Genomic DNA, 23,924 nt, shown 5'->3' with positions numbered 1-23,924 from the left:
GGTTCCGACATGAACTGGATCACAAACTACGTCCGCCCCCGGATCAACTCGATCTTTTCGCGCCGCGAGGTTCCCGAAAACCTTTGGCACAAATGCGATGAATGCGGAACGATGTTGTTTCACCGCGAACTGGCGGCAAACCAGAATGTTTGCACCCAATGCGATCATCACATGGCGATCACCCCACGGGAACGCTTTGCTCACCTGTTCGACGGCGGTATCTTTACCGAGGTAGAGGTCCCTGCGCCCAAAGACGACCCGTTGCAGTTCCGCGATCAGAAGAAATACCCCGACCGCATGAAGGCGGCGCAGAAAAAGACCGGCGAGAAAGAGGCGATGCTGGTCGCTGCTGGTGAAATCGGCCGTACTCCGATCATCGCTGCGGCGCAGAACTTTTCCTTCATGGGCGGTTCGATGGGCATGTATGTTGGCAACGCCATCATCGCCGCCGCGCAAGAGGCTGTGAAGCTGAAACGCCCGTTGATCCTGTTTTCTGCTGCTGGGGGTGCGCGGATGCAGGAAGGCATCCTCAGCCTGATGCAAATGCCGCGCACGACTGTGGCGGTCGAGATGCTGAAAGAGGCGGGTCTGCCTTATATCGTCGTCCTAACTCACCCGACCACCGGTGGCGTCACCGCGTCCTATGCAATGTTGGGTGACGTGCACATTTCCGAACCCAACGCACTGATCTGTTTTGCCGGGCCGCGCGTGATCGAACAAACCATCCGTGAAAAACTGCCAGAAGGCTTTCAGCGCGCTGAGTATCTGCTGGATCACGGTATGCTGGACCGCGTCACCAAGCGCACCGAAATGCGGGACGAGTTGATCACCATCACCCGGATGCTGCTGAACCAGCCGCCGGCAGTGAAAGGCGATCTGCCCGCGCCAGCTCCGGAAAAAGCACAGCCCGAAGCACTGGCTGAACCTGCGGACGAAAAATGACCTCACCGTCTTCTGACGTCATCCTCGACCGGATGATGGCACTGCATCCCAAGATCATTGACCTGACCTTGGATCGGGTGTGGCGTCTGCTGGCCGCGCTGGATAACCCGCAAGAGATGCTGCCCCCGGTGATCCATATCGCAGGGACCAATGGCAAAGGCTCGACCCAGGCGATGATCCGCGCAGGGCTAGAAGGGGCAGGGCTGTCAACCCATGCCTATACCTCGCCGCATCTGGCCCGGTTCCACGAACGCATCCGATTGGCCGGAGAGTTGATCTCGGAACCCGCCCTGACCGAGGTGCTGGACGAATGCTACGCTGCCAATAACGGCGAAAACATCACCTATTTCGAGATCACGACCTGCGCCGCCCTTCTGGCTTTTGCGCGCACACGGGCCCATTACACTTTGCTCGAAGTGGGTCTTGGCGGGCGTCTAGACGCCACCAATGTGATCCACGAACCCGCAGTTACGGTGATCACGCCCGTGTCCATCGACCACGAACAGTTCCTTGGCGATACACTGGGAAAGATCGCCGCGGAAAAGGCCGGGATCATCAAACCCGGCGTGCCCTGCATCGTCGGACCCCAACCGGACGAGGCGCTCGAGGTCATCGAGTACACCGCCGCCCGTCTTGGCGCACCGCTGTTGGTTCACGGCCAGCACTGGCATGTGCACGAGGAAAACGGACGCCTGATCTATCAGGACGAAACGGGTCTGCGCGACCTGCCTCTGCCAAACCTGTTGGGCGCACATCAGATCCAGAACGCAGGTGCCGCGCTGGCGGTCCTGCGCCACCTGAACCTGGGCGATGACGCCTATGAGGCCGCCGTCACCCGCGCCGAATGGCCAGCTCGGATGCAACGCCTGAAAACCGGCCCGCTCGTTGATGCCGCTCCCCAAGCCGAGCTATGGCTGGACGGAGGCCACAACGCCGCCGCCGGGATCGCCTTGGGCGATGTGCTGGCGAAACTGCCTAAACGCCCCACCCATATGATCTGCGGGATGCTCAACACCAAGGACGTCACCGGATATCTAGCTCCGCTGGCCGCGCAGGCCGAAAGCCTGACTGCCGTTTCCATACCGGGAGAAGCCGCCACGCTTAGCGCCGAAGACACCGCATCCGCGGCCGCCAAAGTCAATCTGCCGGCCACTACTGCAAACAGTGTCATGGATGCTTTGACCGCCATCGTCACTGTTGACCCGCAAGCCCGCGTCCTGATCTGCGGCTCGCTCTATCTGGCTGGTCACATCCTGCGCGAAAACGGCTAACCCCAATCCGCGCAGCTTCATCTGGCCAAAAATATCCCGGGGGAGGCGCGCAAAGCGCGTCGGGGGCAGAGCCCCCTAGGTCCCCCAATCCTGTGCCTGCATTTCCCGCAGACGTGATGCGGTGCGTTCAAATTCAAACGTCCCTTCACCCTCGACATACAGCATCTCAGGTGCTGCGGCCGCCGAACAAATCAACCGCACCCTCGCCTCGTAAAGCGCGTCAATCAACGTCACAAAGCGTTTCGCCTCGTTAAAATTGTTGCGCGACAGGCGCGGAATATCCTCTAACACAAGCACTTTGATGGCTTCTGCAATGGCCAGGTAATCCGCAGGCCCCAACATCCGCCCGCACAGATCATAGAAGCTGGCGCGCGCCACCCCATTCCGAAACGCCGGTAGCTCGACCGTGCGACCATTGACCTGCAAAACCAACGGATCGGCCTGCCCCCCGGACAAGTCCTGCCACACAGCCCGAACGCTCTGCCGCGCCTCAGGTCCAATCGGGGTGAAATAGACCGGCGCTCCTTGCAGACGGTTCTGGCGATAGTCGGTGGGCGAGACCAACTCCCAAACCTGCAGCTGTTCCTTGATATGCGCGATGAATGGCAGGAACAGCTGCCGGTTCAGGCCATCCTTGTACAAATCGTCCGGGTGCCTGTTCGAGGTCGTGATAACCGCCACACCGCCTGCATGCAGCAGGTCGAACAGTCGGCCCACAATCATCGCATCGGTGATATCGGTGATCTGCATCTCATCAAAAGCCAGCAGGCGGACGGATTTCACAACCGCATCGGCCACCGGGGCCAACGCATCCTCGACCCCATCGGCGCGGGCTTTGTGCATCCCGGCGTGGATTTCCTGCATGAAGGCATGAAAATGAACGCGTCGTGCGGGAATATCCTCGAGCGCATCGACAAACATGTCCATCAGCATCGACTTGCCGCGCCCAACGCCGCCCCACAGATACAACCCCTGCGGTGCAGGTGGGGCCTTGCGGAAAAATCCGCGTTTAACCGGGGCGGCCAGAGCCTGACGGATACGTTCGAAATGAGGAAGAACAGCCTCTTGCGCATCGTCTCGGGTCAGGCTGCCATCGGCAATGCGTGCCTCGTAAAGCGAAATCAAATCCGTCATATTCCGAGGCATACCCGCCGCGCAGCCCGTTGAAAAGCGGCCATTCCCGCGACGCATCAATTTTGCTGATCCGAAGTCCCAAAACTCCTGAATTGACCACGTCAAGATTTCCTCTACCGTCCTTGGACCGAACCGTCCGAGGGCCCAATGCCGCAATACGAACGCCTGCTGAACCCGATCCTGATCGTTGGCTGCATCATCATCACGGTTAGCTTTGCCGTACGCGCGTCGTTCGGGGTGTTCCAGATTCCGATCGCCGACGAATTCGGCTGGCTGCGCACCGACTTCTCGATGGCGATTGCGATTCAGAACCTGGCCTGGGGGATCGGCCAGCCGATCTTTGGTGCGCTTGCGGAAAAAATTGGTGACAGGCGCGCGATTGTTCTTGGAGCGCTGACTTATGCCGCGGGCATGGTCCTGACCGCGTGGTCGGTGACACCGTTCGAACATCAACTATACGCTTGGCTTGTAGGTTTTGGCATTGCCGGAACCGGGTTTGGTGTAATCCTGGCTGTTGTCGGGCGGGCGTCTTCGGATCAGAACCGCTCGATGTCTCTGGCTATCGTGACGGCAGCGGGCAGCTTTGGACAGGTCCTTGGCGCCCCCGCAGCCGAATGGATGCTGAGCTTTCTGCCCTGGCAGCAGGTTTTCATCATCTTTGCGCTGCTTATTCTGGCCCTTGTCCTGACCTTGCCTTTCATGCGCGCGCCGCAAGCGGCCACCAAGGCCGAGTTGCAGGACAGCATGGGTGAAATCCTGGCGCGCGCTTTCCGAGACCCATCTTACGCGCTCATTTTTCTAGGCTTTTTTAGCTGTGGCTACCAATTGGGTTTCATCACCGCCCATTTCCCCGCCTTCGTGACTGAGATGTGTGGGCCGATCCAACCAGGAGGAGTACTGCACGCCGTCGGGATCACGACAACATCGGCGCTGGGGGCTGTGTCGATTTCTCTGATCGGTCTGGCTAATATAGGCGGCACACTGGTAGCGGGTTGGGCGGGTAGCCGCTTTCCCAAGAAATATCTGTTGGCCGGGGTCTACACGGCGCGGACACTTGCGGCCGCTGTCTTCATCGTCTTTCCGATTACACCGATCTCTGTCATCGTCTTTTCTCTGGTCATGGGGTCGCTATGGCTGGCCACAATCCCGCTGACATCAGGGCTGGTCGCTCATCTTTTTGGGTTGCGGTATATGGGTACGCTCTACGGGATCATCTTTTTCAGTCACCAGATTGGTAGTTTTTTGGGCATTTGGTTGGGGGGCCGCATGTATGACGCTTATGGCGACTACACGATGGTCTGGTGGATCGGCGTTGCCATCGGTGCTTTCAGCGCAATCGTTCACCTGCCCATCCGCGAAAACCGTACCCCTGTTCCAGCGTGACCATGGCCTTAAAAACCGCAGCGCGACACGCGCTGCCCGGCCCAACCGGAGGTGACGCATCTTTGATGCGGCTTCGACGGGCGGGAGCGTTACGCCCTTTGTGCCGCGCGTAACTCCCGTTCCAAAGCGTCCAGAAACCGGGATCGGTCGGCCCTGTTGAACGGTTTCCCTCCGCCACCAGCGCCCAGCGGATTGGCCGCGCGCAGGTCGGCCATCAGATCGCGCATCGCCAGTTGCTGGCCGATATTGGCGGCGGTGAAGGCCTCGCCATTGGGGCGGAGAACCCGAGCACCGGCTTCGACGCATTTCGCGGCCAGCGGGATGTCGGACGTCACCACCACATCGCCGACACCGCAGCGCTCGGCTATCCACTTGTCCGCCTCGTCCGCGCCCTCAGATACGACCACAACCTGTACCAAAGGATTGGCCGAGGGGCGCAAACCCCCGTTTGACACCAGTGCCATCGGTACCTTGTGCCGGGTCGCCACACGTTCGGCCTCGGCTTTTACCGGGCAGGCATCGGCATCGACATAAAGCGTGGTCACGCCTTTTTCGCCTGTTTCGCTGCGGGTTTTTTCTTGACCTTGAACTCTTCGGGAATGGGCATTCGGTTGAACGCATCCAGCCCGGCGATTTTATAGGCTTCGGCCAGTGTCGGATAGTTGAACGTGTTCTGCACAAAATAGTCCACGGTGCCCTTCAGGTTCAGCACGGCCTGCGCGATGTGGATCAGCTCGGTTGCGCCTTCACCAACGATCTGCACCCCCAGCACCCGGCGGGTCTTCAGCGAGAACAGCATCTTCAGCATCCCGTGCTCCAGTCCCATGATGTGCCCGCGCGAGGTTTCGCGGAACCGCGCCACGCCGACCTCATAGGGGATACCGCGTTCTTGAAGCTCTTCTTCGGACATGCCGCAGGTGGAAATCTCGGGGACGGAGTAGATGCCGTAGGGGTACCACGGGCTTTCCGGCAGGGTTGGGGTCTCCAGCGCATGACAGGCCGCGACGCGACCTTGCTGTAGGGATGTGGATGCCAGAGAGGGATGCCCGATCACGTCGCCCGTCGCATATATATGCGGCACAGCGGTTTGATAAGTCTTGCGATCCACCGTGATCCGGTTGCGGTGATCTGTCTCCAGACCCACCGCCGACAGGTTCAGGGCCGATGTCGCGCCCATGCGCCCGGCGGCAAACAACAGCATCTCTGCCCGCACGTGGCGGCCATTGTCCAGCGTGACTTCCACATGGCCGCCGGCATCCTCGATCTTTTCGACCGCCGAACCCAACCGCAAGTCCACGCCGTTTTCGCGGATCTGATGGGTGAAATCGTGGATCAACCGGCTGTCGATGAAGTCCAGAAAGGTCTCGCGCGGCTCGATCAACGTGACCCGCACATCCAGCGCCGAGAACATGGTGGCATATTCCACCCCGATCACGCCCGCGCCGATCACGCAGAGCGACCGGGGGATCTCGTCCATTTCAAGAAAATCGTCGCCGTCCACCACGGTCTTGCCGTTGAAGGGCACATAATCGGGCCGGTAGGTCTTGGTTCCGGTGGCGATCAGGAACTTGGCGGCTGTCAGCCGGGTCGTCTTGCCCGCATCCGTTGCAACCTCGATCTCATGCGGGCCGACGAATTTCGCCAGACCGTTCAGCGTTTCCACGTGGTTGCGGTTGAACTGGTGTTCCAGAACATCGACCTCGTGATCCAGCGTCATGTGCAACCGGGCCTTGAGGTCCTCGGCCCGGATTTGGTCTTTCACCCGATAGGACCGCCCATAGAAACTGCGCTCGCGCCAGCCCGAGAGGTTCAGCACGGTTTCCCGCAGGGTCTTCGACGGGATCGTACCGGTGTGAACCGAAACGCCGCCCAAGCGGTCTTTGCGGTCGATCACCAGCACCCGGCGTTGCAGTTTGCCTGCCTGAATCGCAGCCGCCCGCCCCGAAGGGCCAGACCCGATGATGATCAGGTCGTAGTCGAAATCGCTCATGCGTTAGTCTCCGTACAGCGCCTCGGCGTGGAAGGTGATATGATTTTCCATGAAGGTCGACACAAAGAAATACGAATGGTCATAACCCGGTTGTAGCCGGAAGGTTGCCTGTTGGCGACGCTCAGCAATCGCCTGCGCCAGCGCCTCGGGGCGCAGCAGGTCCATGAATTGATCGCTGGCCCCGGTGTCGATCAGGATGGGGCCGTCAAAGCCTTTTTCCTTCATCATCAGCGAGGCGTCATGTTTGGTCCATGCGGCCTCATCATCACCCAGATAGGCGCTCAACTGCTTGCGACCCCAATCGGCCCCCGTCGGGTTCGAGATCGGCGCAAAAGCCGAGACTGAGCGATAGCGCCCCGGCAGGTTCATTGCCAGCGTCAGCGCGCCATGACCGCCCATCGAATGGCCGGAGATGGCCTGACGCTCCATGTCGATGGCAAAGTTTTCAGCCAGCAGGGCTGGCAGTTCCTCGGCCACGTAATCCCACATGTTGAAATGTGGGGCCCAAGGGGTTTGGGTCGCGTTCACGTAAAAGCCCGCACCTTGGCCCAGATCGTAGTCCTCGTGATCGGCCACGCCCTCACCACGCGGAGAGGTGTCGGGAAACACAACCGCAATCCCTTGTTCTGCCGCCCACGCCTGCGCGCCCGCTTTGGTCATCGCGTTTTCATGGGTGCAGGTCAGGCCCGAAAGATACCACAGGACCGGAACTGGGCCGTCCTTGGCCTCGGCAGGCAGAAACAGGCCAAAGGTCATGTCGCATTGGCAAGCGGTCGAGGCATGGCAGTAGACGCCCTGTACGCCTCCGAAGCAGTTGTTTTCCGAAACGGTTTCCATCTGGCTTGTGTCCTTACATTGGGGTTGCGCCATGGCTAACCGCCCAAAAGCCGCACGTAAAGTGCGGTGGACACTGGGTGCGCGCATTTTTCGGAAAGGTGATGATCAGGGCGTGCTGACCCACGCGATGACCAGTGGAACGGTCAGGATACTTGCGGCGGTCGACAGAAGGATAGCCGCCGATGCCCGATGAGGGGCGACGTTATAGTGCGCGGCCAGCATATAGACATTTCCGGCGACCGGCAGCGCAGCGGCGGCAATGGCCACCGAGGCCGGAAAGGCGGCAATTGGCATGATCCACAGCAAGGCCACCGCCACACAGGCGGGATGAACCACCAGTTTGCAAAAACTCAACCACCCGGCGACCTGAACCCGTTCGGCGGATTTGGAGGCCAGCGACGCCCCGATGGCGAAAAGCGCGCCGGGTGTGGCTGCACCGCCAAGAATGGTCAGAAAGTCATTCAATGGCGCTGGGACAGGAAACTGCATGGCGGACCACAGCATTCCGGTCGAGATGGACACGATCATCGGGTTTTTTACCAGACCCAGTCCGATTAGTTTGAACGTGGCCGGGGCCAACCGCCCGTCGCGACCTGCATTGATCAGGATCACGATCAGCGACGAGAACACCACCAGATCAACGGTCAGCACCAGCATGACGGGGCCGATCGCGGCCTCGGTGAACAGAAGCGCGAGCATCGGAAGGCCCAGAAACCCCACGTTGCCGATAGCCGCGCACTGTGCCTCGACCGCGGCGGTTGGAATGTCGAGCCTGCGCAGCCAAGCGACGCAAGTGGCCAGTCCGTAGACGGCCACCGTGCCTATAAGATAGCCGATGACAAGGCGCGCGTTGAAAATCTCGGCGAAAGGCAGAGTGGCGGCAAACCGAAACAGCATCGCCGACAGGGCGAAATAGAACACGAATTTTGTCAGATAGGCCGTCGCCTCTTCGGTAAAAAAGCGGGTGCGACCGGCCCAGTATCCCAGGCCGATGATCGCGAAAAAAGGCAGGGTGCGCAAAAAGATATCGACCATGGCCGAAGTGTTAGCACGGTTTGGCAGAACGGCAAGGCCGCGTATGTATGGTCATGGGGATCAAAGACCGCGTTGGATACGTCTAGACAAAATTACCGGTTTTGTAGGGTTTCGGCGGCATCATTTTGTGCGAATCGTTGTGTCTGAACTAAACGGTTTATAAACTTTAACCTCTTCATCAACGGAGTGAGCATGTCAGAACCAGCCGCCATTTTGCGCACCGGACGCAAGTTCGATCAGGTATTGCGCGGTGCGCGCGAGGTGTTCATGGCGGATGGGTTCGAAGGCGCAAGTGTTGACGATATTGCGCGCGCAGCCGGGGTGTCCAAGGCGACGCTTTACAGCTATTTTCCTGATAAACGTCTGTTATTCATGGAAGTTGCGCAGACAGAATGTACCCTCATGGCCGAACACGTCGTGTCGATGGTGGACGATACGCTGCCGGTGCGCGACGTTCTGTTGATCACGGCCAAACAGTTGACCGCATTTCTTGTATCCGATTTCGCACAACAGGTTTTCCGTATTTGCGTCGCCGAGCGTGACAGGTTCCCGGAACTGGGCCGCGCGTTTTTTGAGGCCGGGCCAAAACGCGGTACCGGCCACATTGCGGAGTATCTGCAACTGGCAGTCAAAAATGGCGAATTGGCGATTGAGGATGTGCAACTCGCGGCCGAGCAGTTCTCGGAGTTGTGTAAGGTGCGGATCTGGGCGCGGGCCGTTTTTGGAATTCAGAACCAGTTTTCGCAGGACGAAATAGATGCGGTCGCCTTGCAGGCGGTCGACATGTTCATGGCAAATTACGGGGTTCGATAGGTCGGGATTTGGTTAAACTTTAGGCATTGGGACGTGGCTCTGCGCGTCGCCTCAAGGCTGGGTTTGACTGCGCAGGAATAATAGCGAACCATCGGGTGTATGAAACCAAAGGCCCGGAACTTTTGACCAGTGTGAATTCCAGTTTCTCGCGCCGGCTGGCTGAGCTTGTCGCGCAGATCTACCCTGACAAGGACGTGCCGGACATTGCGAAGCGTGTGTCCGAGGCGTTCTGGCCAACCGGCACACATCGTCGCAAACAAGGACGCAAGCCGGGCAATGGTCTTTGGTCCGAGAAAGACAGCGTTCTGATCACCTACGGCAATTCGATCGAAGATCAAGTGCACAAGCCGCTTGATCTGCTGCATGATTTTCTGATCCGTCACCTGAACGGGGTGGTCAACGGCGTTCATATCCTGCCGTTCTTTCCATTCACCTCCGATGATGGGTTCGCCGTATCGGATTATTACAGCGTCAGTACGCAGCTGGGAGGTTGGCCGGACATCACTCGGATTGCCAGTGATTTCCACCTTATGTCCGATCTTGTGCTGAACCATGTCTCAAGTCAGGGTATGTGGTTCACAAATTATCTGCAGGGTAAACCGCCACATAACCGGTTCTTTTTCGAAGCTTCACCCGAGGATGATCTGTCTGCGGTTGTCCGTCCTCGCACCACGCCGTTGTTGCGGCTAGTCGATACCAGCGAGGGCGAGAAATACGTTTGGTGCACTTTCAGCCACGATCAGGTCGATCTGGATTTCTCGAACCCCGAGGTTCTGATCGAGATGCTGCGGATCATCCGCCTGCACATCGACAAGGGCGTGCGTATACTGCGACTGGATGCGGTGGCGTTCGTGTGGAAAGAGATCGGAACGAATTGCATCCACCTGCCGCAAACGCACGCCATCGTGCAATTGTTGCGGCTGTTGTGCGACTATGCCACCGAAACGCTGGTTCTGCTTACGGAAACCAACGTGCCGCGGACTGAAAACCTCAGCTATTTCGGCAACCGGAACGAGGCGCACGCGGTTTATAACTTCCCTCTGCCGCCTTTGATCCTGCATGCGATGCAATCAGGTACGGCGCAATATCTGCGTGAATGGCAGGCCGCGATGCCACCCGCGCAGCTGGGCTGCGCCTATCTAAACTTCACCGCCAGCCATGACGGCATCGGGATGCGCCCCGCCGAGGGCGTTTTGCCCCCCGAGGAAAAGGACCGAATGATCGACACGGTGCGCCGGATCGGCGGATTGGTTTCGATGCGCGCGCTGCCCGACGGGCGCGAGGAACCCTATGAGCTTAACTGCGGGTATTTCGATGCCATGTCCGAGACGTTCCACGGCCCCGATCAATATCATCTGGCACGGTTCATCTGTTCGCAGACCATCGTAATGTCTTTGGAGGGGATACCAGCCTTTTTCATCCATTCCCTTCTGGCCACGCCCAATGATCACGAGGCCGTCGAACGGCGCGGCATGAACCGGGCGATCAACCGGCATCGCTGGCACTATCCCGATTTGTTGGCACGTCTGGCCGATCCGGGGTCAAATCAGGCGCTGGTATTGTCAGCGCTGTCCAAACGTCTGCACCTGCGGTCGCAGCAACCGGCCTTTCACCCCAACGCCACGCAGTTTACCCTGCGGCTGGATGATCGCGTCTTTGGCATCTGGCGGCAGAGTCTGGATCGAAGCCAGTCGATCTTTGCGCTGCACAATGTCTCGGCTGAATTGGTCCATGTCAGCCCCGCCGAGATCAATATGATCGCCGAAGAGGTCTGGACCGACGCATTGACCGGCGAAATCCTAGCCACCAACGGCCCGGATATTGTTCTGGCTCCGTATCAGTGCCGCTGGATCACGAACGCGGGCTGAATTCGTCCAGATCGTCGGATACGGCGGCCTTGAGACGCAGCAGAAACTCGGGGTCGGCCGAATGCACTCGGTTCCATGTAGGGATGAACGGCGTCTCATGCGGGTTGTCCAGAAACACCTGCCCGGCGCGAATGATGTTTTCGCCGAACAGCTCGATGGACTTCTCTTCCTTGTGGCGGTCCAGTTCCAGCCCGTTCATCTTGGCATCGGTATAGTAACCCTCGAGCAGATCCAGCGCCGAGCGATAGTAGGTCGCCTTGAGCGTGCGGAACGTATTGGGCGTAAACACGGTGCCATCGGCGGCCAGTTTGCGGAAGATCGCCTTGCAGATATCGGTGGACATACGCGACAGGCCGCGATTTGCGTCCTCGGGCGAAAGGTCTTGATGTTTGTGGTCGTAATTGTCGGCAATCTCGACCTGACAGACGGATTTCGGGGCCAGATTACGCCACGCTTCAGACAATACGCCGATCTCTAGCCCCCAATCGGATGGAATGCGCAGGTCGGGCAGGGTGGGGGTGCGGATGGCGAACTCGCCCGACAGCGGATAGCGGAAACTGCGCAGGTAATCGAGGTAGTCGCGATCCCCGATCACCTTTTTAAGCGCGATCAGCAGCGGGCTAACCAGCAGGCGCGTGACGCGGCCGTTCAGCTTTCCGTTCCCGATGCGCGGATAAAAGCCCTTGGCCATCTGGAACGGAAAGGTTGGGTTCACCACCGGATAGACCAGACGATCCAGTATTTGCCGGTCATAGGTCACGATATCGCAATCATGGATCGCCATCACCGAACTGTCGGCGCAAGCCAGCAGATACCCTATGCAGGACCAAACATTCTTGCCCTTGCCCGGCTCTTGCGGCGCCAGTCCCAGTTCTTGCAGATGCGCCTGCAACGCAGTCAGGCGGGGGCTGTCATTCCAGATGACGGCATGGTTTTGCGGCAGATCGGCAAAGAACGCCCGCGCGTGGCGATATTGCGTCTCATCCGCTTGATCCAACCCAATAATGACGCGGTGCAGGTAGGGCACTTGCGCCAGTTCGTGCAAAATCCCGGTCAATGCGGGACCTGCCAACTCTGAATAGAGGCAGGGCAGGATCAGAGTGATCTTGCGCGTCTCGGCAAAGACCGAGATTTCATGGGCCAACTGGCCAGCGGGTCGGCTGCGCAGGTTGTGCAGAGTGGTAATGTTTCCGTTCTGGTGAAAATCGGCCATGTCGTGCGCCTCGTTTTGTCAAAGATCCCGGGTCAGCGCCAAAATCGCGTCCGACCACCCTTGTGGACCTGCCTGTTTTGTTCTGAGAATGCGGGCTTCGGTATCGGACGGAAACTGCGATATCCCAGCGCTGTGGGGGTTGTGAACGACCACGCCGTGATCGGCCAGCTCCAGCATCTCACGGTCATTCGGAGCATCCCCCAAAGCGATCGTCAGACGAGGGGTAAAGTGGCTGATAACCTCGCGCATCGCGTCCGCTTTGGTCGAGCCAAACGACAAGGTCAGAAATCGCCCACCCTGACGCGCGTGCAATCCGTGTTCCTGCGCGGCAGCAAGGAATGCTTCAAGGCCTGAAGTGGAGCCAGTCCACAGGCCCGGCTCGCTAAACCGACGCTGTCGGGCAAGCGACGCCTGCTGGGGGTCGAGGCCCGTCAAATTGGCGATCTCGCTATCGGACATATCCCCGAAGCCTTCAAATCCCTTGGGCAGTTCTGCGAGACTTGCGCGCAGCTTGGCATAACAGGTTTCGCCGCTATTGGGCTGGTCCGGCCATAGAACGCCCGAGCCGTTTTCAACGATGGCGGGCATCCCGACAAGCCCGAGTTCCTGTTGCAGAGGCAGAATTTCAGCCGCGGTTTTGCTGCTGGCCAAGACCAGACCGGCCTTCAGATAAGACAGGCGCTGAAGCCCGGGTTTGGCGGCTGCCCAGCTATAGTCGTGATGATCCAGCAGCGTCCCGTCGAGATCGGAAAAAACCAATAAATCAGGCGCGCGCGTCATGGCCGGGGAGGGGTCGTGCAGAGTTTCATATCGTGAAATTAGAAAACCATGCCCCAGCGAAGTAAATGTATAGCGGTGATAAATGCGCCAAAAGAACAACCCGCGCCTAAAAAATAGGCGCGGGGGTACCCAGGTCACTCGATAAACGTTTTGGCCAACCGGTCGCTGATAGGTTGCGACAGGTAGGTAAAGACTGCCCGTTCGCCGGTATTCACAAACAGATCGGCGGGCATTCCCGGCACCAGATCCAGTGCCGCGATCGCCTGCGGCTGATCGGCGTCCAATTTGACGCGGGCTTTGTAGTAAGCCTCGCCTGTGCGGTCGTCTTCCAGCGCGTCGGCTGAAATGTCGAAGATCTGACCATTGGCTTCGGGGACATCGGCCTGCGCGAAAGCGGACAGGCGGATACGCGTGGTTTGCCCGATATGCAGCTTGTCGATGTCACCGGTCTTGACGCGAGCTTCGACGATCAGGGCCTGATCGGCGGGCACGATGTCCATGATCGGCTCACCGGGTCGGATCACACCACCGGTCGTTGATACCGCCAGGTTCACCACACGGCCGCTGGTCGGGGCCAGAACCTGCGTGCGGTTCAGACGGGCCAGCGTTCCTGCAAATTGCGGACGGACCAGATCAAGCTGGGCTTCGACTACGGCCAGTTCTCCGGCGATGACCTCATCACGCAGTTTCTGCTGGCTGATCAGCGACAATTCCAGTTCCTGCACCTGGTTTTCGGCTTGCGCGATTTGCGTGCGCAGCGAGGCATCGACACCATTAAGACGCTCCAACTCGATCCGGCGGGCGCTGACGCGAGTGATGGCAACCAGACCTTTGGCCAACAAAGATTCCAGGTTGGTCAGCTCACCTTTGGTGATATCGATCTGGTTTTGAGTGCTTTGGCGTTGCTCTTTCAAACCCGCGATCTGGGCACGCAGACCCGACACGCGCTGCGCGTTGATTTGGGCTTCGGTGTTGCGGGCGCGGGCCTCGGCATCGAAGAGTTGTTTCTGCGTCAGATAGGGCGAGACCCAATGCAGGCGCTCCATGCCTTCCTGAAAACCCGCAAATGCGGCAGCTTCGTCGAAGTGACCTTGGCCGCTCATCTGTGCCATCAGACGGGCGCGGCGTACTGAAAGCTCGCCCAACTGGCTGCCCTGCACGCTAAGATCGACGTCGATCTCGGTGCTGTCGAGCCGCACGAGGGGTTGCCCGGCCTGCACAAACTCGCCATCCGTGACGAGGATTGCGTGAATGATGCCGCCATCCAGATGCTCGACCGTTTTGCGGTCGCCTTCGACCACGAACGAGGCAGGAGCAACTACTGCGCCGTCCAGTTTCGAGGCCAGGGCCCAATAGGCGCTGCCGCCGACAAAGGCCATCAGGGTGAAGACGCCGAACAGGATATAGCGTCCGATATTTGATGTGGTGTCGTTGATTTCCTTCAGTTGCGCCTCGTGAAAGGCAACTGCACCGTAGGATTGGGAGTGGGGAACCAAGTTTGTCATTGGGCTGCTCCGCTGATCTGGATTTCATTTGCAGGGCGTGGCGACGGGGCCGCTGCGCCGGGTTGAGTGGGGGTGGCAAGGACATTGCGCCGGTTGACTTTCAGCACGTCATCTTTGTCGCCGAATTGGGTCTGGTTGCCGTCGCGCAGCACCATGACCTTGTTGGCTGCTTGCAGGGTGGCCGGGCGGTGCGTCATCACGATCGAGATCGCTCGGCGGGCTTGCGCGGCCAGAATAGCGTCGCGCAGAGCCTGTTCGCCTTCGGCATCCAGGTCCGAGTTCGGTTCGTCCAGAACCAGAACGAACGGATCACCGTAAAGCGCGCGGGCCAGGGCCAGACGTTGGCGTTGACCGCCGGACAGGAAAAAGCCCTGACCGATACGTGTTTCATAGCCGTCGGGCAGCGAGCTTATCAGCTCGTGCACGCCAGCCTCACGCGCGGCGCGCAGAACTTCGGCATCGTCAATGGCGATCGAGAAGCGGCCGATATTTTCGCGGATCGTGCCGTCGAACAGCTCAACGTCCTGCGGCAGGTAACCGATCTGCTTGCCAAGGTCCTCGTTATTCCATTTGGACAGAGGGCTTCCATCCAGCAGAACCTCGCCGCGCTGCGGGAACCAGATCCCGGCCAGCATCTTGCCTAGCGTGGTTTTCCCCGATCCGCTGTGGCCAATCACGGCCAGAACGTCGCCCGGCTGCAGACCAAAGTCGATGCCGCGGATGGTGGCGTTCACAGCGCGTGGCGGGCCGGCCTGTGCAATTTTGACGTCCAGCGACTTGAACGCGCGTGGCAGGTTCAGATTGGTCGGCGCTTCCGCATAATCCTCGGTCAGTTTCTTGATCTTGGCATAGGAACCGCGCGCGGCCAGGAAGGTGCGCCACTGGCCGATCAACTGGTCGATAGGCGACAAAGCGCGGGCCAGAACGATGGTTGCAGCGATCATCACACCGGCGGTGGATTCCCCGGTGATGGCCAGTGCGGCACCCAGACCCAGTATGGCTGATTGCAGGCCCATACGGATTGTTTTGGACAGTACCGAGAAGCTGGCCACACGGTCCGAGGCGCGCGTCTTGTACTGGTGCGCATCGGCTTGCAAGGCAGTCCAACGGCGCATCAGGTCTGACTTCATTCCCAGCGCATGCACAAGTTCGGCGTTCTTGTCGCTGGTGTTGAACAGCGCGTCAGAACGTCCACGCGCCTGCGAGGCTTGCTCCATCGGGCCGCGGGCGCGCGAGTTGTTGATCAATGCCATGATGGTCAAGGTCAGCGCGCCGACCAGACCCAGCAGGCCCAGCAGTGGGTGCAGAACATACAGCACCATCAAATAGATCGGGATCCAGGGGGCGTCGAAAAAGGCGATCAGGGTCGTGCCCGAGATGAACTCGCGGAAGCCGTTGACATCCTCGACCAGATGCTCGCCGGCGTCGCTTTCGCCCTGCACCCGGCGGCGCATCGCAGCGCTGAGCACCGGGGCGCCGACGCTCAGCTCGAACCGGGCGGCGAGACGACCCAGGATGCGCATCCGCATCAGGTCAAGGCAGGCGATTACAATGAAAACACCAACCAGAAGAACGGACAGAGCGATCAGTGTGTCGACGTTCTGGCTGGTCAGAACACGGTCATAGACCTGCAACATGTAAAGCGGCCCAGCCAGCATAAGCAGGTTCAGAAACAGGCTGAAGAAGGCGACCGCAACAAAACCCTTGCGCAGTGACCCCCAGGCAGTTTTGACGGGATTGGCTTGCTTGAACATTTCTTTGACCCTTTCCGGTTTGAAGAACGGGGCGACCCAAGGCCGCCCCGCTGTTGGTCAGTTACGCGACAAAGTCGTCGTCGTTCAGGTCGGTGCTGTTGACACCGGCGAGGCGGACGGACCCTTCACTGCCGAAGGTGATGACCGCGTCGTCGCCATCTTGTGCAACGCTGACACTGCCGTCGAAGTCGGGTCCGAATTCGCCGAACTGGAGCTGGTCCAGACCGACTTCGAAGTCCTGAATGACGTCGTTGCCGAAGTTGCCTTCGAAGACGAAGGTGTCGTTGCCTGCGCCACCGATCAGGATGTCATCGCCACCCTCACCGTTCAGCACATCGTCACCGGCCTGACCGTTCAGGGTGTTGGACCCCGAGTTGCCCGACAGGATGTCGTCGCCACCATTCGGGCTGCCAGCGTTGTTCGAGCCGTTGATGTTTTCGAACCCAAACACCTGATCCAGGATTGCACCATCGGGTGCATTGACCTGTGCAACGCCGTTGCCTTCTTTATCCAGATCCAGAACAACGCCCGGCCCTGCAGTGAACAGCGCGGTGTCGATCCCTTCGCCACCGATGATCACGTCGGCACCTCCGAAGGAATGGATCGCGTCATTGCCGGCACCACCGTCGAGGATGTTGAACTCGTTGTTGCCAAGGATCAGGTCATCCCCGTCCGAGCCTACAACGTTTTCGAAGTCATCAACTTCGGCGACGATCTGGCCATTCTGGATGATGGCACCGTCCTGCGGACCTTCATCACCGCTGCCAGCAGGGTTCGGCGAAGGACCGCTGAGGTCCAGATCAACGGTTACACCGTCAAAGCTGGAGACGTCGATCGTGTCGCTGTCATCCGAGCCGACAACCCGCTCGATCGAGCGCAGGATGTCCACTTCGATCTGGTTGTCGATGACGTCCTCGCCGATGACACCTGTGCCACCAGTGGCTTCGGTATCCAGCGTTGCACCAGCATCTACCAGCGTGTCCTGCACGACCGGGCCGTTCTGACCAGCAGGTGCATTGTGCAAGTGCACAGCCGAGACAACACCCGGGATCGGCGTCAACAGATCAGCTTCGTTCAGGCCCGTAACGCTCAACTCGCTGGAATAGGTGACTTCACCGGTTTCCAGGTTTTGAGTGACGACGAGGGTCGCCTGACCGGTCGCTTCGCTGTCGGATGTAGGACCAGGCTCCTGCGAGGCGTCCAGACCACCGCTCAGCGTGACAGTACGGATGCCATTCTCGGTCACGTCGCTGTCAACCAGCAGTTGCCCGCGAATTTCACCAGCCGGGAAGTCCGATGTGTGGATGTTGTAGTACAGGTTGCCCTGGACTGCCTGCTCCACGAACTCGGCGCCGTTGGTGATGGACGATCCGAACTGATCCGGTGCTGCAACAACCGCGTCGGTGACGGTGACGTTAAAGCCGGTGTCACGTGTGGCAGTGCCATTGCCGTTTGCATCCAGGCTAACCTCGACCGCGACATCCAGATCCGAGAAATCGGCTGTGTCGATGCCTTCGCCACCGTCGATGAAGTCATTGCCCAGACCGCCGGTGATGACGTTGTCTGCGTCGCCTGCGATCAGAACGTCATCGCCTGCGCCGCCCGAGATATCACCGTTGGTGGTGCCCAGGTCGACAAAGATGTCGTCGCCGTCGCTCAGCAGAACGTTGCCGTTGATCACGCCTTCGTCGTCGTTGACGATGGTCACGAAGCCTGCATCCGATGCGTCGATCGCATTGACCGTGCCGCGGATTTCGCCTTCGTTCAGGATCGCGCCAACCAGGTTCAGGCCGCCATCAACGCGGATACCTGCTGCGGCGTCCGAGTCCTCGGAACCGGCGATCAGGCCTTCGTTGACCACAACACCCGCGAAAGAGGCGTCGTCCTGGCTGGTGAACAGGCGCAGACCGTCACCGACCTGGTTGCCTTCCAGCGCATCGCCACGACCTTGCAGCGTACCTTCGTTGATGACTGCTGCGGACACGATGTCCCCCGACTCGTCGCCGGTTTGCAGCGAAACGGCGGAACCGTTATTGCCTTCGCCTGCATCGACCAGACCCGAGTTGGTGAAGCTGTAGTTGTCAGCAGTGCCATCGGCATAGACGGTGCCGTTGCGCTGATCGCCAGTGCCAAGGATTTCGCCTTCGTTGACAACATCCAGACCGATCCCGTCGATGTTCACCGCACGGCTGTCCGATGTCACAGTGCCGCGGTTGACGAACGAGCCGCCTGTGTGATCACCGGTGCCAAAGTACACACCGTTCTGGCCGCCTTCGAACAGACCGCCTTCTTCGTTGATCAGCTGACCTTGGAAGTTGACGTTGTTCACCGCACGGAACGCACCGACGGTGCCGTTTGCACCTTCGGATGCAACGGTGCCCGAGTTGGTGATGGTGCCCGAGAACGTGCCCGTGTTGCCGACATTGCCAATACGGATGCCGTCTCCGGCGCCGTTGGTGCCTGCCGCCGCGTTGCCGCGACCCTGGATGGTGCCTTCGTTGTTCAGCTCAAAGCTGTTCTCGCCTGCAATCTCAGCGCCAAAGCCCGAACCTTCATTGCCTTCGCCCGCATCGACCACACCGGTCGAGAGGTTGTTGAAGGTAAAGTCCTGCGCGGTGCCATCAGCATAGACTGTGCCGTTGCGCTGATTGTCGGTGCCAAGGATGTCACCGGCGTTGTTCACTTCCAGACCGATGCCATCAATGTTGAACGCGCGGCTGTCGGACGAGATGGTCCCGCCTTCCAGGTTGTTGAACACACCACCGGTGTGATCTGCGCCCTCACCGTTGACCGGGTTGCCGAAATAGACACCGTTCTGCACGCCCGAGATATCGCCCGAGTTGTTGAACTCACCCTGGAACGAAACGCCGTTTACGAAGCGTACGCCAGCAACGGTACCGTTTGCGCCTTCCGAGTCGATGGTGCCGGTGTTGTTGATGACCGCATCGGTGGTGCCGATGTTGCCGACATTGCCGATCCGCACGCCGTCACCGGCTGCGTTTGTGCCCGCTGCGGCATTGCCGCGGCCTTGGATCGTACCGGCGTTGTCCAGCGTGAACGATGTCACGCCGTCTGGTGCGTCACCGATTTCAACACCAAAACCCGAGCCTTGGTTGTGCTCGCCCGCGTCGATGGTCCCGGTTACGAGGTTGTTGACCGAGAAATCATCGGCGGTGCCATCGGCATAGACAGTGCCGTTGCGCTGATCGTCGGTGCCCAGAATGTCGCCACCGTTGATCAAGTTAACCCCTGTGCCATCGATGTTTACGGCGCGGCTGTCGGATTGGATGGTGCCGAAGTTCAGAACGTCAAGATCATGTTCACCCTGGCCGATATACAGACCGTTCGCGGCACCTTCGATCACCCCGGTCGAGGTGTTCAGGATTTCGCCTTCGGTGTTGGCGCCGTCGGCGATGCGGATACCACCGGCAGTGCCTTGGGTGCTTTCCGACGTAATCAGGCCGCTGTTGACGATTTCGGTTTCCAGGATGGTGCCCTCGGCGCCGTTGTCGACTCGGATGCCGTCGCCGGCCAGCGATGTGTTCGATGCTGCCTGACCGCGACCCTGAATGGTTGCACCAAAGCCGTTGAAGATGTCGGTTTCGACACGATCGCCGACCTCGTCACCCACCTGCAGCGACACACCTGCGCCCTGGTTGCCTTCACCTGCGTCAACGGTGCCGCCCGTGAAGTTCGAGATCGAGACGTCCTCGGCGGTCGAGTTGGTGTAGATGGTGCCGTTGCGCTGATCGCCGGTGCCGATGATGTCACCAAAGTTGCGAACGTCGATTCCCTGGCCCTGAATGTCCACAGCCCGGCTGTCCGAGCTGATCACGCCGCCTGCAAAGTTGTCGAGGCTGCCCGAGCTTTCGGCGCCAGCAAATTGCACGCCATTGAATTCGCCCACGATCTCGCCAAAGTTGCGGATCGAGGCGCTGCCTGTGACCTGAACACCGGTTGCCAGCGCGTCAGGGCCGTTGTTGGCTTCGATACGGCCGGTGGCGAAGTTGAAGATGTCGACGTCCTGGCCTTGGGCTTGAACAGCGGCAACTGCGTTGTTGGTGATGATTTCACCAAAGTTCAGCAGACGCGAAAAGTCGTTTGCCAGTACAAAAGCCGGGGTGTCATCAACCACGGTGCTTTGCGCGAAGTTGTTAATTAGAGTCTGACCATCACGAGAGGTCTCTTGCGCCAGCGTGGACGTCGTCAAGAGACGTGCGCGAAGGCTGCTTAGAAGTTGGGACAGCATTGGATACTCCGTCAAAAATTGTTTCGTTTTGCAGATCGCTCGCTGCGATGGGCGTTCCGCGTATCAAAGGGGTAGCCAGCCGTACCGGTCAGCTAAAATTCATCCTTCGAATTGGGGGTATAACCAACGCAAATACTCACGTTATTCGTGAAGATTTTGAGCGTCGATTGGCGTAAAAACAATGACTTAGCCGAAATCAGATCACTTCGGTAAACTATTCGGTTGCGACAGTTGACACTTATGTGACCAGACGTGATCGTATTTTCATACACGAGGGGTAGCATTGGGGTAAGAATTGGTCGGCCCGCAGGGGTGCGACTCGGTTTTTATAGTTTGCGAATATGAATTTCAGAGATTTGGAATATGTCTTGGCCATCGCAAAACATGGCCAGTTCAGTCAGGCCGCCGCGGCCTGCAATGTCTCGCAACCCGCATTGTCCAATCAGGTCAAGAAACTTGAGCAAGAGTTGGGAGCGGAACTGTTTCTGCGCCTCAATAACGAAGTGCGTCCGACAGCCTGTGGTCTACAAGTTCTGCGCATTGCCGAACGTGTTCTGAACGATGCGCAAAAGATCCGCGATACGGCGACCCAGTTCCGCGACCCCGAGGCGGTTCCCTACACTATCGGGATGACGCCGACGCTGGCCCCTTATCTGACGCAGTATTTCTCGGACCTGTTCAGAGCCCTGTTCCCGAATATGCGTGTGACGATGATCGAGGACCTGCCGCATAACATGTTGCGCATGGTAGAAGATCACACATTGGATCTTGCACTGGTCGCCAAGGTCAACAACACCGAGACGCTGGAGTTCACGTCGATCTGGTCCGAGCCGTTGTTTCTTGCGGTGCGCGAGGGGCATCCGCTTTGCACCCTGCCATCGATTGCGCCTGAGGAAGTGCCGCGTCACGATTTCATCCGCCTGCCGCATAGTTTCGGCTATGAGCTGGAAAACCGTCTTCCCAAGATCGACCCGGCAAACCGCGCCAGCAAGCGGTTTGACCTAAGCGCGCTGCGGTTCGAGACGATCTGTCGGCATATTTGTCATTCCGACGATTGTACAATCGTGTCGGCCCTGGCGGCCGAGCAATTCAAACGCGACCGCTGGCCTTTGTGCTTTATCCCCTTTGACGCGCCGGGCAACCTGCGCGATCTAGGCGCGGCGACCCGTCCGGGTTGCCCAAGACGGCCGCTTTTGGATCGGATCGGGGCGTTCGTTCTGGAACAGCCTCCGGTCGGTGTAGCCCCAACATTCCAGACGTGATCGCGGAAAACCGAAAACTTGCGCTGTATCAAAGTCGGCGCGACTGATTCCCCTCAAAGCTAGGAACAGAACCGGGCCGTCCCACGCCGGATGGCTGTCTTTGCGTATGCACGCGCTCGCGGACTCGTTAACTTTGTTGACAATGGATTTTGTATTTTGGATACATTGGGCAGTGATTTCGCGGCGGCAAGAGTCGCCAAAGAGTGTTCTGACAAAAAAGCACTAAGCGAAAACCAAACGAACGACATTTCTGGGAGAAACTCATGAAACTTAAGTTTTTGGCCGCAACCGCAGCGATTGCGTTGTCCAGCGCTGCGGCACAGGCAAATACGTTGGTCTATTGCTCGGAAGGCTCGCCCGAAGGTTTTGACCCGGCGCTGTTCACCGCTGGCACCACCTTTGATGCGTCCTCGCACCCGATCTACAACCGCCTGCTGGAATTTGAGACCGGCACCACCAATGTGATCCCAGGCTTGGCCGAAAGCGTCGAGGCCAGCGATGACGGTTTGGAATATACGTTCAAGCTGCGTCAGGGCGTCAAATTCCACTCGAACGACGAATTCACCCCAACCCGCGACTTCAACGCCGATGACGTGATCTTCTCGTTCATGCGCCAGAAGGATGAAGGCCACCCCTATAATCAGGTGTCGGGTGGCACGTGGGAATATTTCCAGGGCATGGGTATGCCTGATCTGGTCGAGTCCATCGAAAAGATCGACGACTACACAGTGAAATTCACGCTGTCTAAACCCGAGGCGCCTTTTGTCGCCAACATGGCGATGGACTTTGCCTCGATCCTGTCGGCGGAATATGCCGATGCGATGATGGAAGCGGGCACACCTGAAAAGCTGAACACCGCGCCTATCGGCACCGGCCCGTTCTCATTCGTGGCCTATCAGAAAGACGCCGTGATCCGCTATGCGCAGAACGCTGATTACTGGAAAGCACCGGCGGATGTGAGCAATCTGATCTTTGCGATTTCGCCTGATGCGTCGGTCCGTTATCAAAAGCTGAAGGCGGGTGAATGCCACATCATGCCTTATCCGAACCCCGCCGACATTCAGGCGATGCAGGATGACGCTGACATCAACATGATGGAGCAAGAAGGCCTGAACGTGGGTTATCTGGCTTACAACACCACGATGGAGCCGTTCGACAACCCGAAGGTCCGTAAGGCGCTGAACATGGCGATCGACAAGCAGGCGATCATCGATGTGGTCTTCCAGGGCTCGGGGCAAGCGGCCAAGAACCCTATCCCGCCGACCATGTGGGGTTATAACGAGGCCATCACCGACGATGCCTATGATCCCGAAGCGGCCAAGGCGATGCTGGAAGCTGAAGGCGTCAGCGATCTGTCGATGAAGGTTTGGGCGATGCCGGTTCAACGCCCCTATAACCCGAACGCCCGCCGCATGGCCGAGCTGATCCAGGCAGATTTCGCCAAGGTCGGCGTGGATGTCGAGATCGTCTCCTATGAATGGGGCGAGTACCTGTCGCGCTCAAAAGAGCTGAACCGCGACGGTGCCGTGCTGCTGGGTTGGACCGGTGACAATGGCGACCCGGACAACTTCCTGGCCGTGCTGCTGGGCTGTGACGGTCGCGAAGCCTCGAACCGCGCACAATGGTGCCACGAGCCTTTCGAAGATCTGATCCTGAAGGCCAAGCAGACCACCGATCAGGCCGAGCGCACCAAGCTGTATGAAGAGGCGCAAGTCATCTTCAAAGAGCAGGCCCCCTGGGCCACCATCGCACACTCGGTCGTTTACATGCCGATGCGCAACGAAGTGCAGGGCTACAAGGTCCACCCGCTGGGCGGCCACATCTTCTACGGCGTAAGCGTCGAATAAATCATCACTCACAGATCGGAGCCGCCCGCGTGGCGGCTCCG

General features: G+C 59.0%; 17 protein-coding genes. 7 read left to right on the top strand and 10 right to left on the bottom strand.

Annotation, left to right across the window (positions count from 1 at the left end; genetic code table 11):
* Positions 1-9 precede the first annotated feature (9 nt).
* Together accD and GOV80_RS13895 are read left to right on the top strand one after the other, a co-directional pair.
* Positions 10-942 (top strand): acetyl-CoA carboxylase, carboxyltransferase subunit beta, encoded by a 933-nt coding sequence (accD, locus tag GOV80_RS13900; protein ID WP_170785600.1) that lies wholly within the window; start codon positions 10-12, stop codon positions 940-942.
* Complete coding sequence (locus GOV80_RS13895; RefSeq protein WP_170785598.1) at positions 939-2,213, top strand: bifunctional folylpolyglutamate synthase/dihydrofolate synthase; 1,275 nt, start codon at positions 939-941, stop codon at positions 2,211-2,213. The genes accD and GOV80_RS13895 overlap by 4 nt, the downstream gene beginning before the upstream one ends.
* Before the next feature lie 75 nt (positions 2,214-2,288).
* On the opposite strand, the gene zapE is transcribed toward GOV80_RS13895, so the two are convergent.
* A complete protein-coding gene (zapE, locus tag GOV80_RS13890; RefSeq protein WP_170785596.1) occupies positions 2,289-3,347 on the bottom strand; it encodes a cell division protein ZapE in 1,059 nt (352 codons plus the stop codon).
* A 147-nt stretch (positions 3,348-3,494) separates the two neighbouring features.
* On the opposite strand from zapE, the gene GOV80_RS13885 reads away from it, so the two are divergent.
* Positions 3,495-4,730, top strand: coding sequence for an MFS transporter (locus GOV80_RS13885; RefSeq protein WP_170785594.1), 1,236 nt, complete (start codon positions 3,495-3,497; stop codon positions 4,728-4,730).
* Positions 4,731-4,819: 89 nt separating this feature from the next.
* Here GOV80_RS13885 and GOV80_RS13880 read toward each other — a convergent pair whose 3' ends face one another.
* The 4 genes from GOV80_RS13880 to GOV80_RS13865 form a co-directional block, all read right to left on the bottom strand.
* On the bottom strand, positions 4,820-5,275 hold the full coding sequence (locus tag GOV80_RS13880) for a YaiI/YqxD family protein (RefSeq protein WP_170785592.1): 456 nt from the start codon (positions 5,273-5,275) through the stop codon (positions 4,820-4,822).
* Positions 5,272-6,720 carry a Si-specific NAD(P)(+) transhydrogenase gene (gene sthA / locus GOV80_RS13875; protein ID WP_170785590.1) on the bottom strand — a complete coding sequence of 483 codons (1,449 nt, stop codon included), beginning with the start codon at positions 6,718-6,720 and terminating at the stop codon, positions 5,272-5,274. Before sthA ends, GOV80_RS13880 begins: the two co-directional genes overlap by 4 nt.
* Before the next feature lie 3 nt (positions 6,721-6,723).
* Positions 6,724-7,557 carry an S-formylglutathione hydrolase gene (fghA, locus tag GOV80_RS13870; protein ID WP_170785588.1) on the bottom strand — a complete coding sequence of 278 codons (834 nt, stop codon included), beginning with the start codon at positions 7,555-7,557 and terminating at the stop codon, positions 6,724-6,726.
* Positions 7,558-7,662: 105 nt separating this feature from the next.
* Positions 7,663-8,592 carry an AEC family transporter gene (locus GOV80_RS13865; protein WP_170785586.1) on the bottom strand — a complete coding sequence of 310 codons (930 nt, stop codon included), beginning with the start codon at positions 8,590-8,592 and terminating at the stop codon, positions 7,663-7,665.
* Positions 8,593-8,784: 192 nt separating this feature from the next.
* Here GOV80_RS13865 and GOV80_RS13860 point away from each other — a divergent pair, with 192 nt between their 5' ends.
* Both GOV80_RS13860 and GOV80_RS13855 read left to right on the top strand, forming a co-directional pair.
* Positions 8,785-9,405, top strand: coding sequence for a TetR/AcrR family transcriptional regulator (locus GOV80_RS13860; protein ID WP_170773104.1), 621 nt, complete (start codon positions 8,785-8,787; stop codon positions 9,403-9,405).
* Between the two features lie 95 nt (positions 9,406-9,500).
* Positions 9,501-11,273, top strand: a complete 1,773-nt coding sequence (locus GOV80_RS13855) for a sugar phosphorylase (RefSeq protein WP_336510160.1) — start codon at positions 9,501-9,503, stop codon at positions 11,271-11,273.
* Here GOV80_RS13855 and GOV80_RS13850 read toward each other — a convergent pair.
* From GOV80_RS13850 to GOV80_RS13830, 5 genes are all read right to left on the bottom strand, one after another.
* On the bottom strand, positions 11,257-12,486 hold the full coding sequence (locus GOV80_RS13850) for a glycosyltransferase family protein (RefSeq protein WP_170785584.1): 1,230 nt from the start codon (positions 12,484-12,486) through the stop codon (positions 11,257-11,259). The two genes, GOV80_RS13855 and GOV80_RS13850, sit on opposite strands and share 17 nt — an antisense overlap.
* Positions 12,487-12,504: 18 nt before the next feature.
* On the bottom strand, positions 12,505-13,266 hold the full coding sequence (locus GOV80_RS13845; protein WP_170785582.1) for an HAD-IIB family hydrolase: 762 nt from the start codon (positions 13,264-13,266) through the stop codon (positions 12,505-12,507).
* A 134-nt stretch (positions 13,267-13,400) separates the two neighbouring features.
* Positions 13,401-14,771: an HlyD family type I secretion periplasmic adaptor subunit gene (locus GOV80_RS13840; RefSeq protein WP_170785580.1), complete on the bottom strand. Its 1,371-nt coding sequence runs from the start codon at positions 14,769-14,771 to the stop codon at positions 13,401-13,403.
* Positions 14,768-16,525 carry a type I secretion system permease/ATPase gene (locus GOV80_RS13835; protein WP_170785578.1) on the bottom strand — a complete coding sequence of 586 codons (1,758 nt, stop codon included), beginning with the start codon at positions 16,523-16,525 and terminating at the stop codon, positions 14,768-14,770. The genes GOV80_RS13840 and GOV80_RS13835 overlap by 4 nt, the downstream gene beginning before the upstream one ends.
* Before the next feature lie 61 nt (positions 16,526-16,586).
* Positions 16,587-20,774, bottom strand: a complete 4,188-nt coding sequence (locus GOV80_RS13830; RefSeq protein ID WP_170785576.1) for a beta strand repeat-containing protein — start codon at positions 20,772-20,774, stop codon at positions 16,587-16,589.
* 341 nt (positions 20,775-21,115) lie between these two features.
* Here GOV80_RS13830 and GOV80_RS13825 point away from each other — a divergent pair, with 341 nt between their 5' ends.
* Positions 21,116-22,036, top strand: a complete 921-nt coding sequence (locus GOV80_RS13825; protein ID WP_170785573.1) for a LysR family transcriptional regulator — start codon at positions 21,116-21,118, stop codon at positions 22,034-22,036.
* Between the two features lie 263 nt (positions 22,037-22,299).
* Complete coding sequence (locus GOV80_RS13820) at positions 22,300-23,883, top strand: ABC transporter substrate-binding protein (RefSeq protein WP_170785571.1); 1,584 nt, start codon at positions 22,300-22,302, stop codon at positions 23,881-23,883.
* The last annotated feature ends 41 nt before the right edge of the window (positions 23,884-23,924 follow it).

Origin of the sequence: Ruegeria lacuscaerulensis (genome assembly GCF_013034685.1) — a bacterium.
Lineage (GTDB): Bacteria > Pseudomonadota > Alphaproteobacteria > Rhodobacterales > Rhodobacteraceae > Ruegeria > Ruegeria lacuscaerulensis_B.
Note: the sequence above shows the minus strand (reverse complement) of the source record. Positions and strands in the feature narration are given on the sequence as shown.

What these genes read in the sequence shown, in the direction of transcription:
- accD (WP_170785600.1), top strand. Translation starts at nt 10, where the DNA reads ATGAACTGGATCACAAACTACGTCCGCCCCCGGATCAACTCGATCTTT.
- GOV80_RS13895 (WP_170785598.1), top strand. Translation starts at nt 939, where the DNA reads ATGACCTCACCGTCTTCTGACGTCATCCTCGACCGGATGATGGCACTG.
- zapE (WP_170785596.1), bottom strand. Translation starts at nt 3,347, where the DNA reads ATGACGGATTTGATTTCGCTTTACGAGGCACGCATTGCCGATGGCAGC.
- GOV80_RS13885 (WP_170785594.1), top strand. Translation starts at nt 3,495, where the DNA reads ATGCCGCAATACGAACGCCTGCTGAACCCGATCCTGATCGTTGGCTGC.
- sthA (WP_170785590.1), bottom strand. Translation starts at nt 6,720, where the DNA reads ATGAGCGATTTCGACTACGACCTGATCATCATCGGGTCTGGCCCTTCG.
- fghA (WP_170785588.1), bottom strand. Translation starts at nt 7,557, where the DNA reads ATGGAAACCGTTTCGGAAAACAACTGCTTCGGAGGCGTACAGGGCGTC.
- GOV80_RS13865 (WP_170785586.1), bottom strand. Translation starts at nt 8,592, where the DNA reads ATGGTCGATATCTTTTTGCGCACCCTGCCTTTTTTCGCGATCATCGGC.
- GOV80_RS13860 (WP_170773104.1), top strand. Translation starts at nt 8,785, where the DNA reads ATGTCAGAACCAGCCGCCATTTTGCGCACCGGACGCAAGTTCGATCAG.
- GOV80_RS13850 (WP_170785584.1), bottom strand. Translation starts at nt 12,486, where the DNA reads ATGGCCGATTTTCACCAGAACGGAAACATTACCACTCTGCACAACCTG.
- GOV80_RS13845 (WP_170785582.1), bottom strand. Translation starts at nt 13,266, where the DNA reads ATGACGCGCGCGCCTGATTTATTGGTTTTTTCCGATCTCGACGGGACG.
- GOV80_RS13840 (WP_170785580.1), bottom strand. Translation starts at nt 14,771, where the DNA reads ATGACAAACTTGGTTCCCCACTCCCAATCCTACGGTGCAGTTGCCTTT.
- GOV80_RS13835 (WP_170785578.1), bottom strand. Translation starts at nt 16,525, where the DNA reads ATGTTCAAGCAAGCCAATCCCGTCAAAACTGCCTGGGGGTCACTGCGC.
- GOV80_RS13830 (WP_170785576.1), bottom strand. Translation starts at nt 20,774, where the DNA reads ATGCTGTCCCAACTTCTAAGCAGCCTTCGCGCACGTCTCTTGACGACG.
- GOV80_RS13825 (WP_170785573.1), top strand. Translation starts at nt 21,116, where the DNA reads ATGAATTTCAGAGATTTGGAATATGTCTTGGCCATCGCAAAACATGGC.
- GOV80_RS13820 (WP_170785571.1), top strand. Translation starts at nt 22,300, where the DNA reads ATGAAACTTAAGTTTTTGGCCGCAACCGCAGCGATTGCGTTGTCCAGC.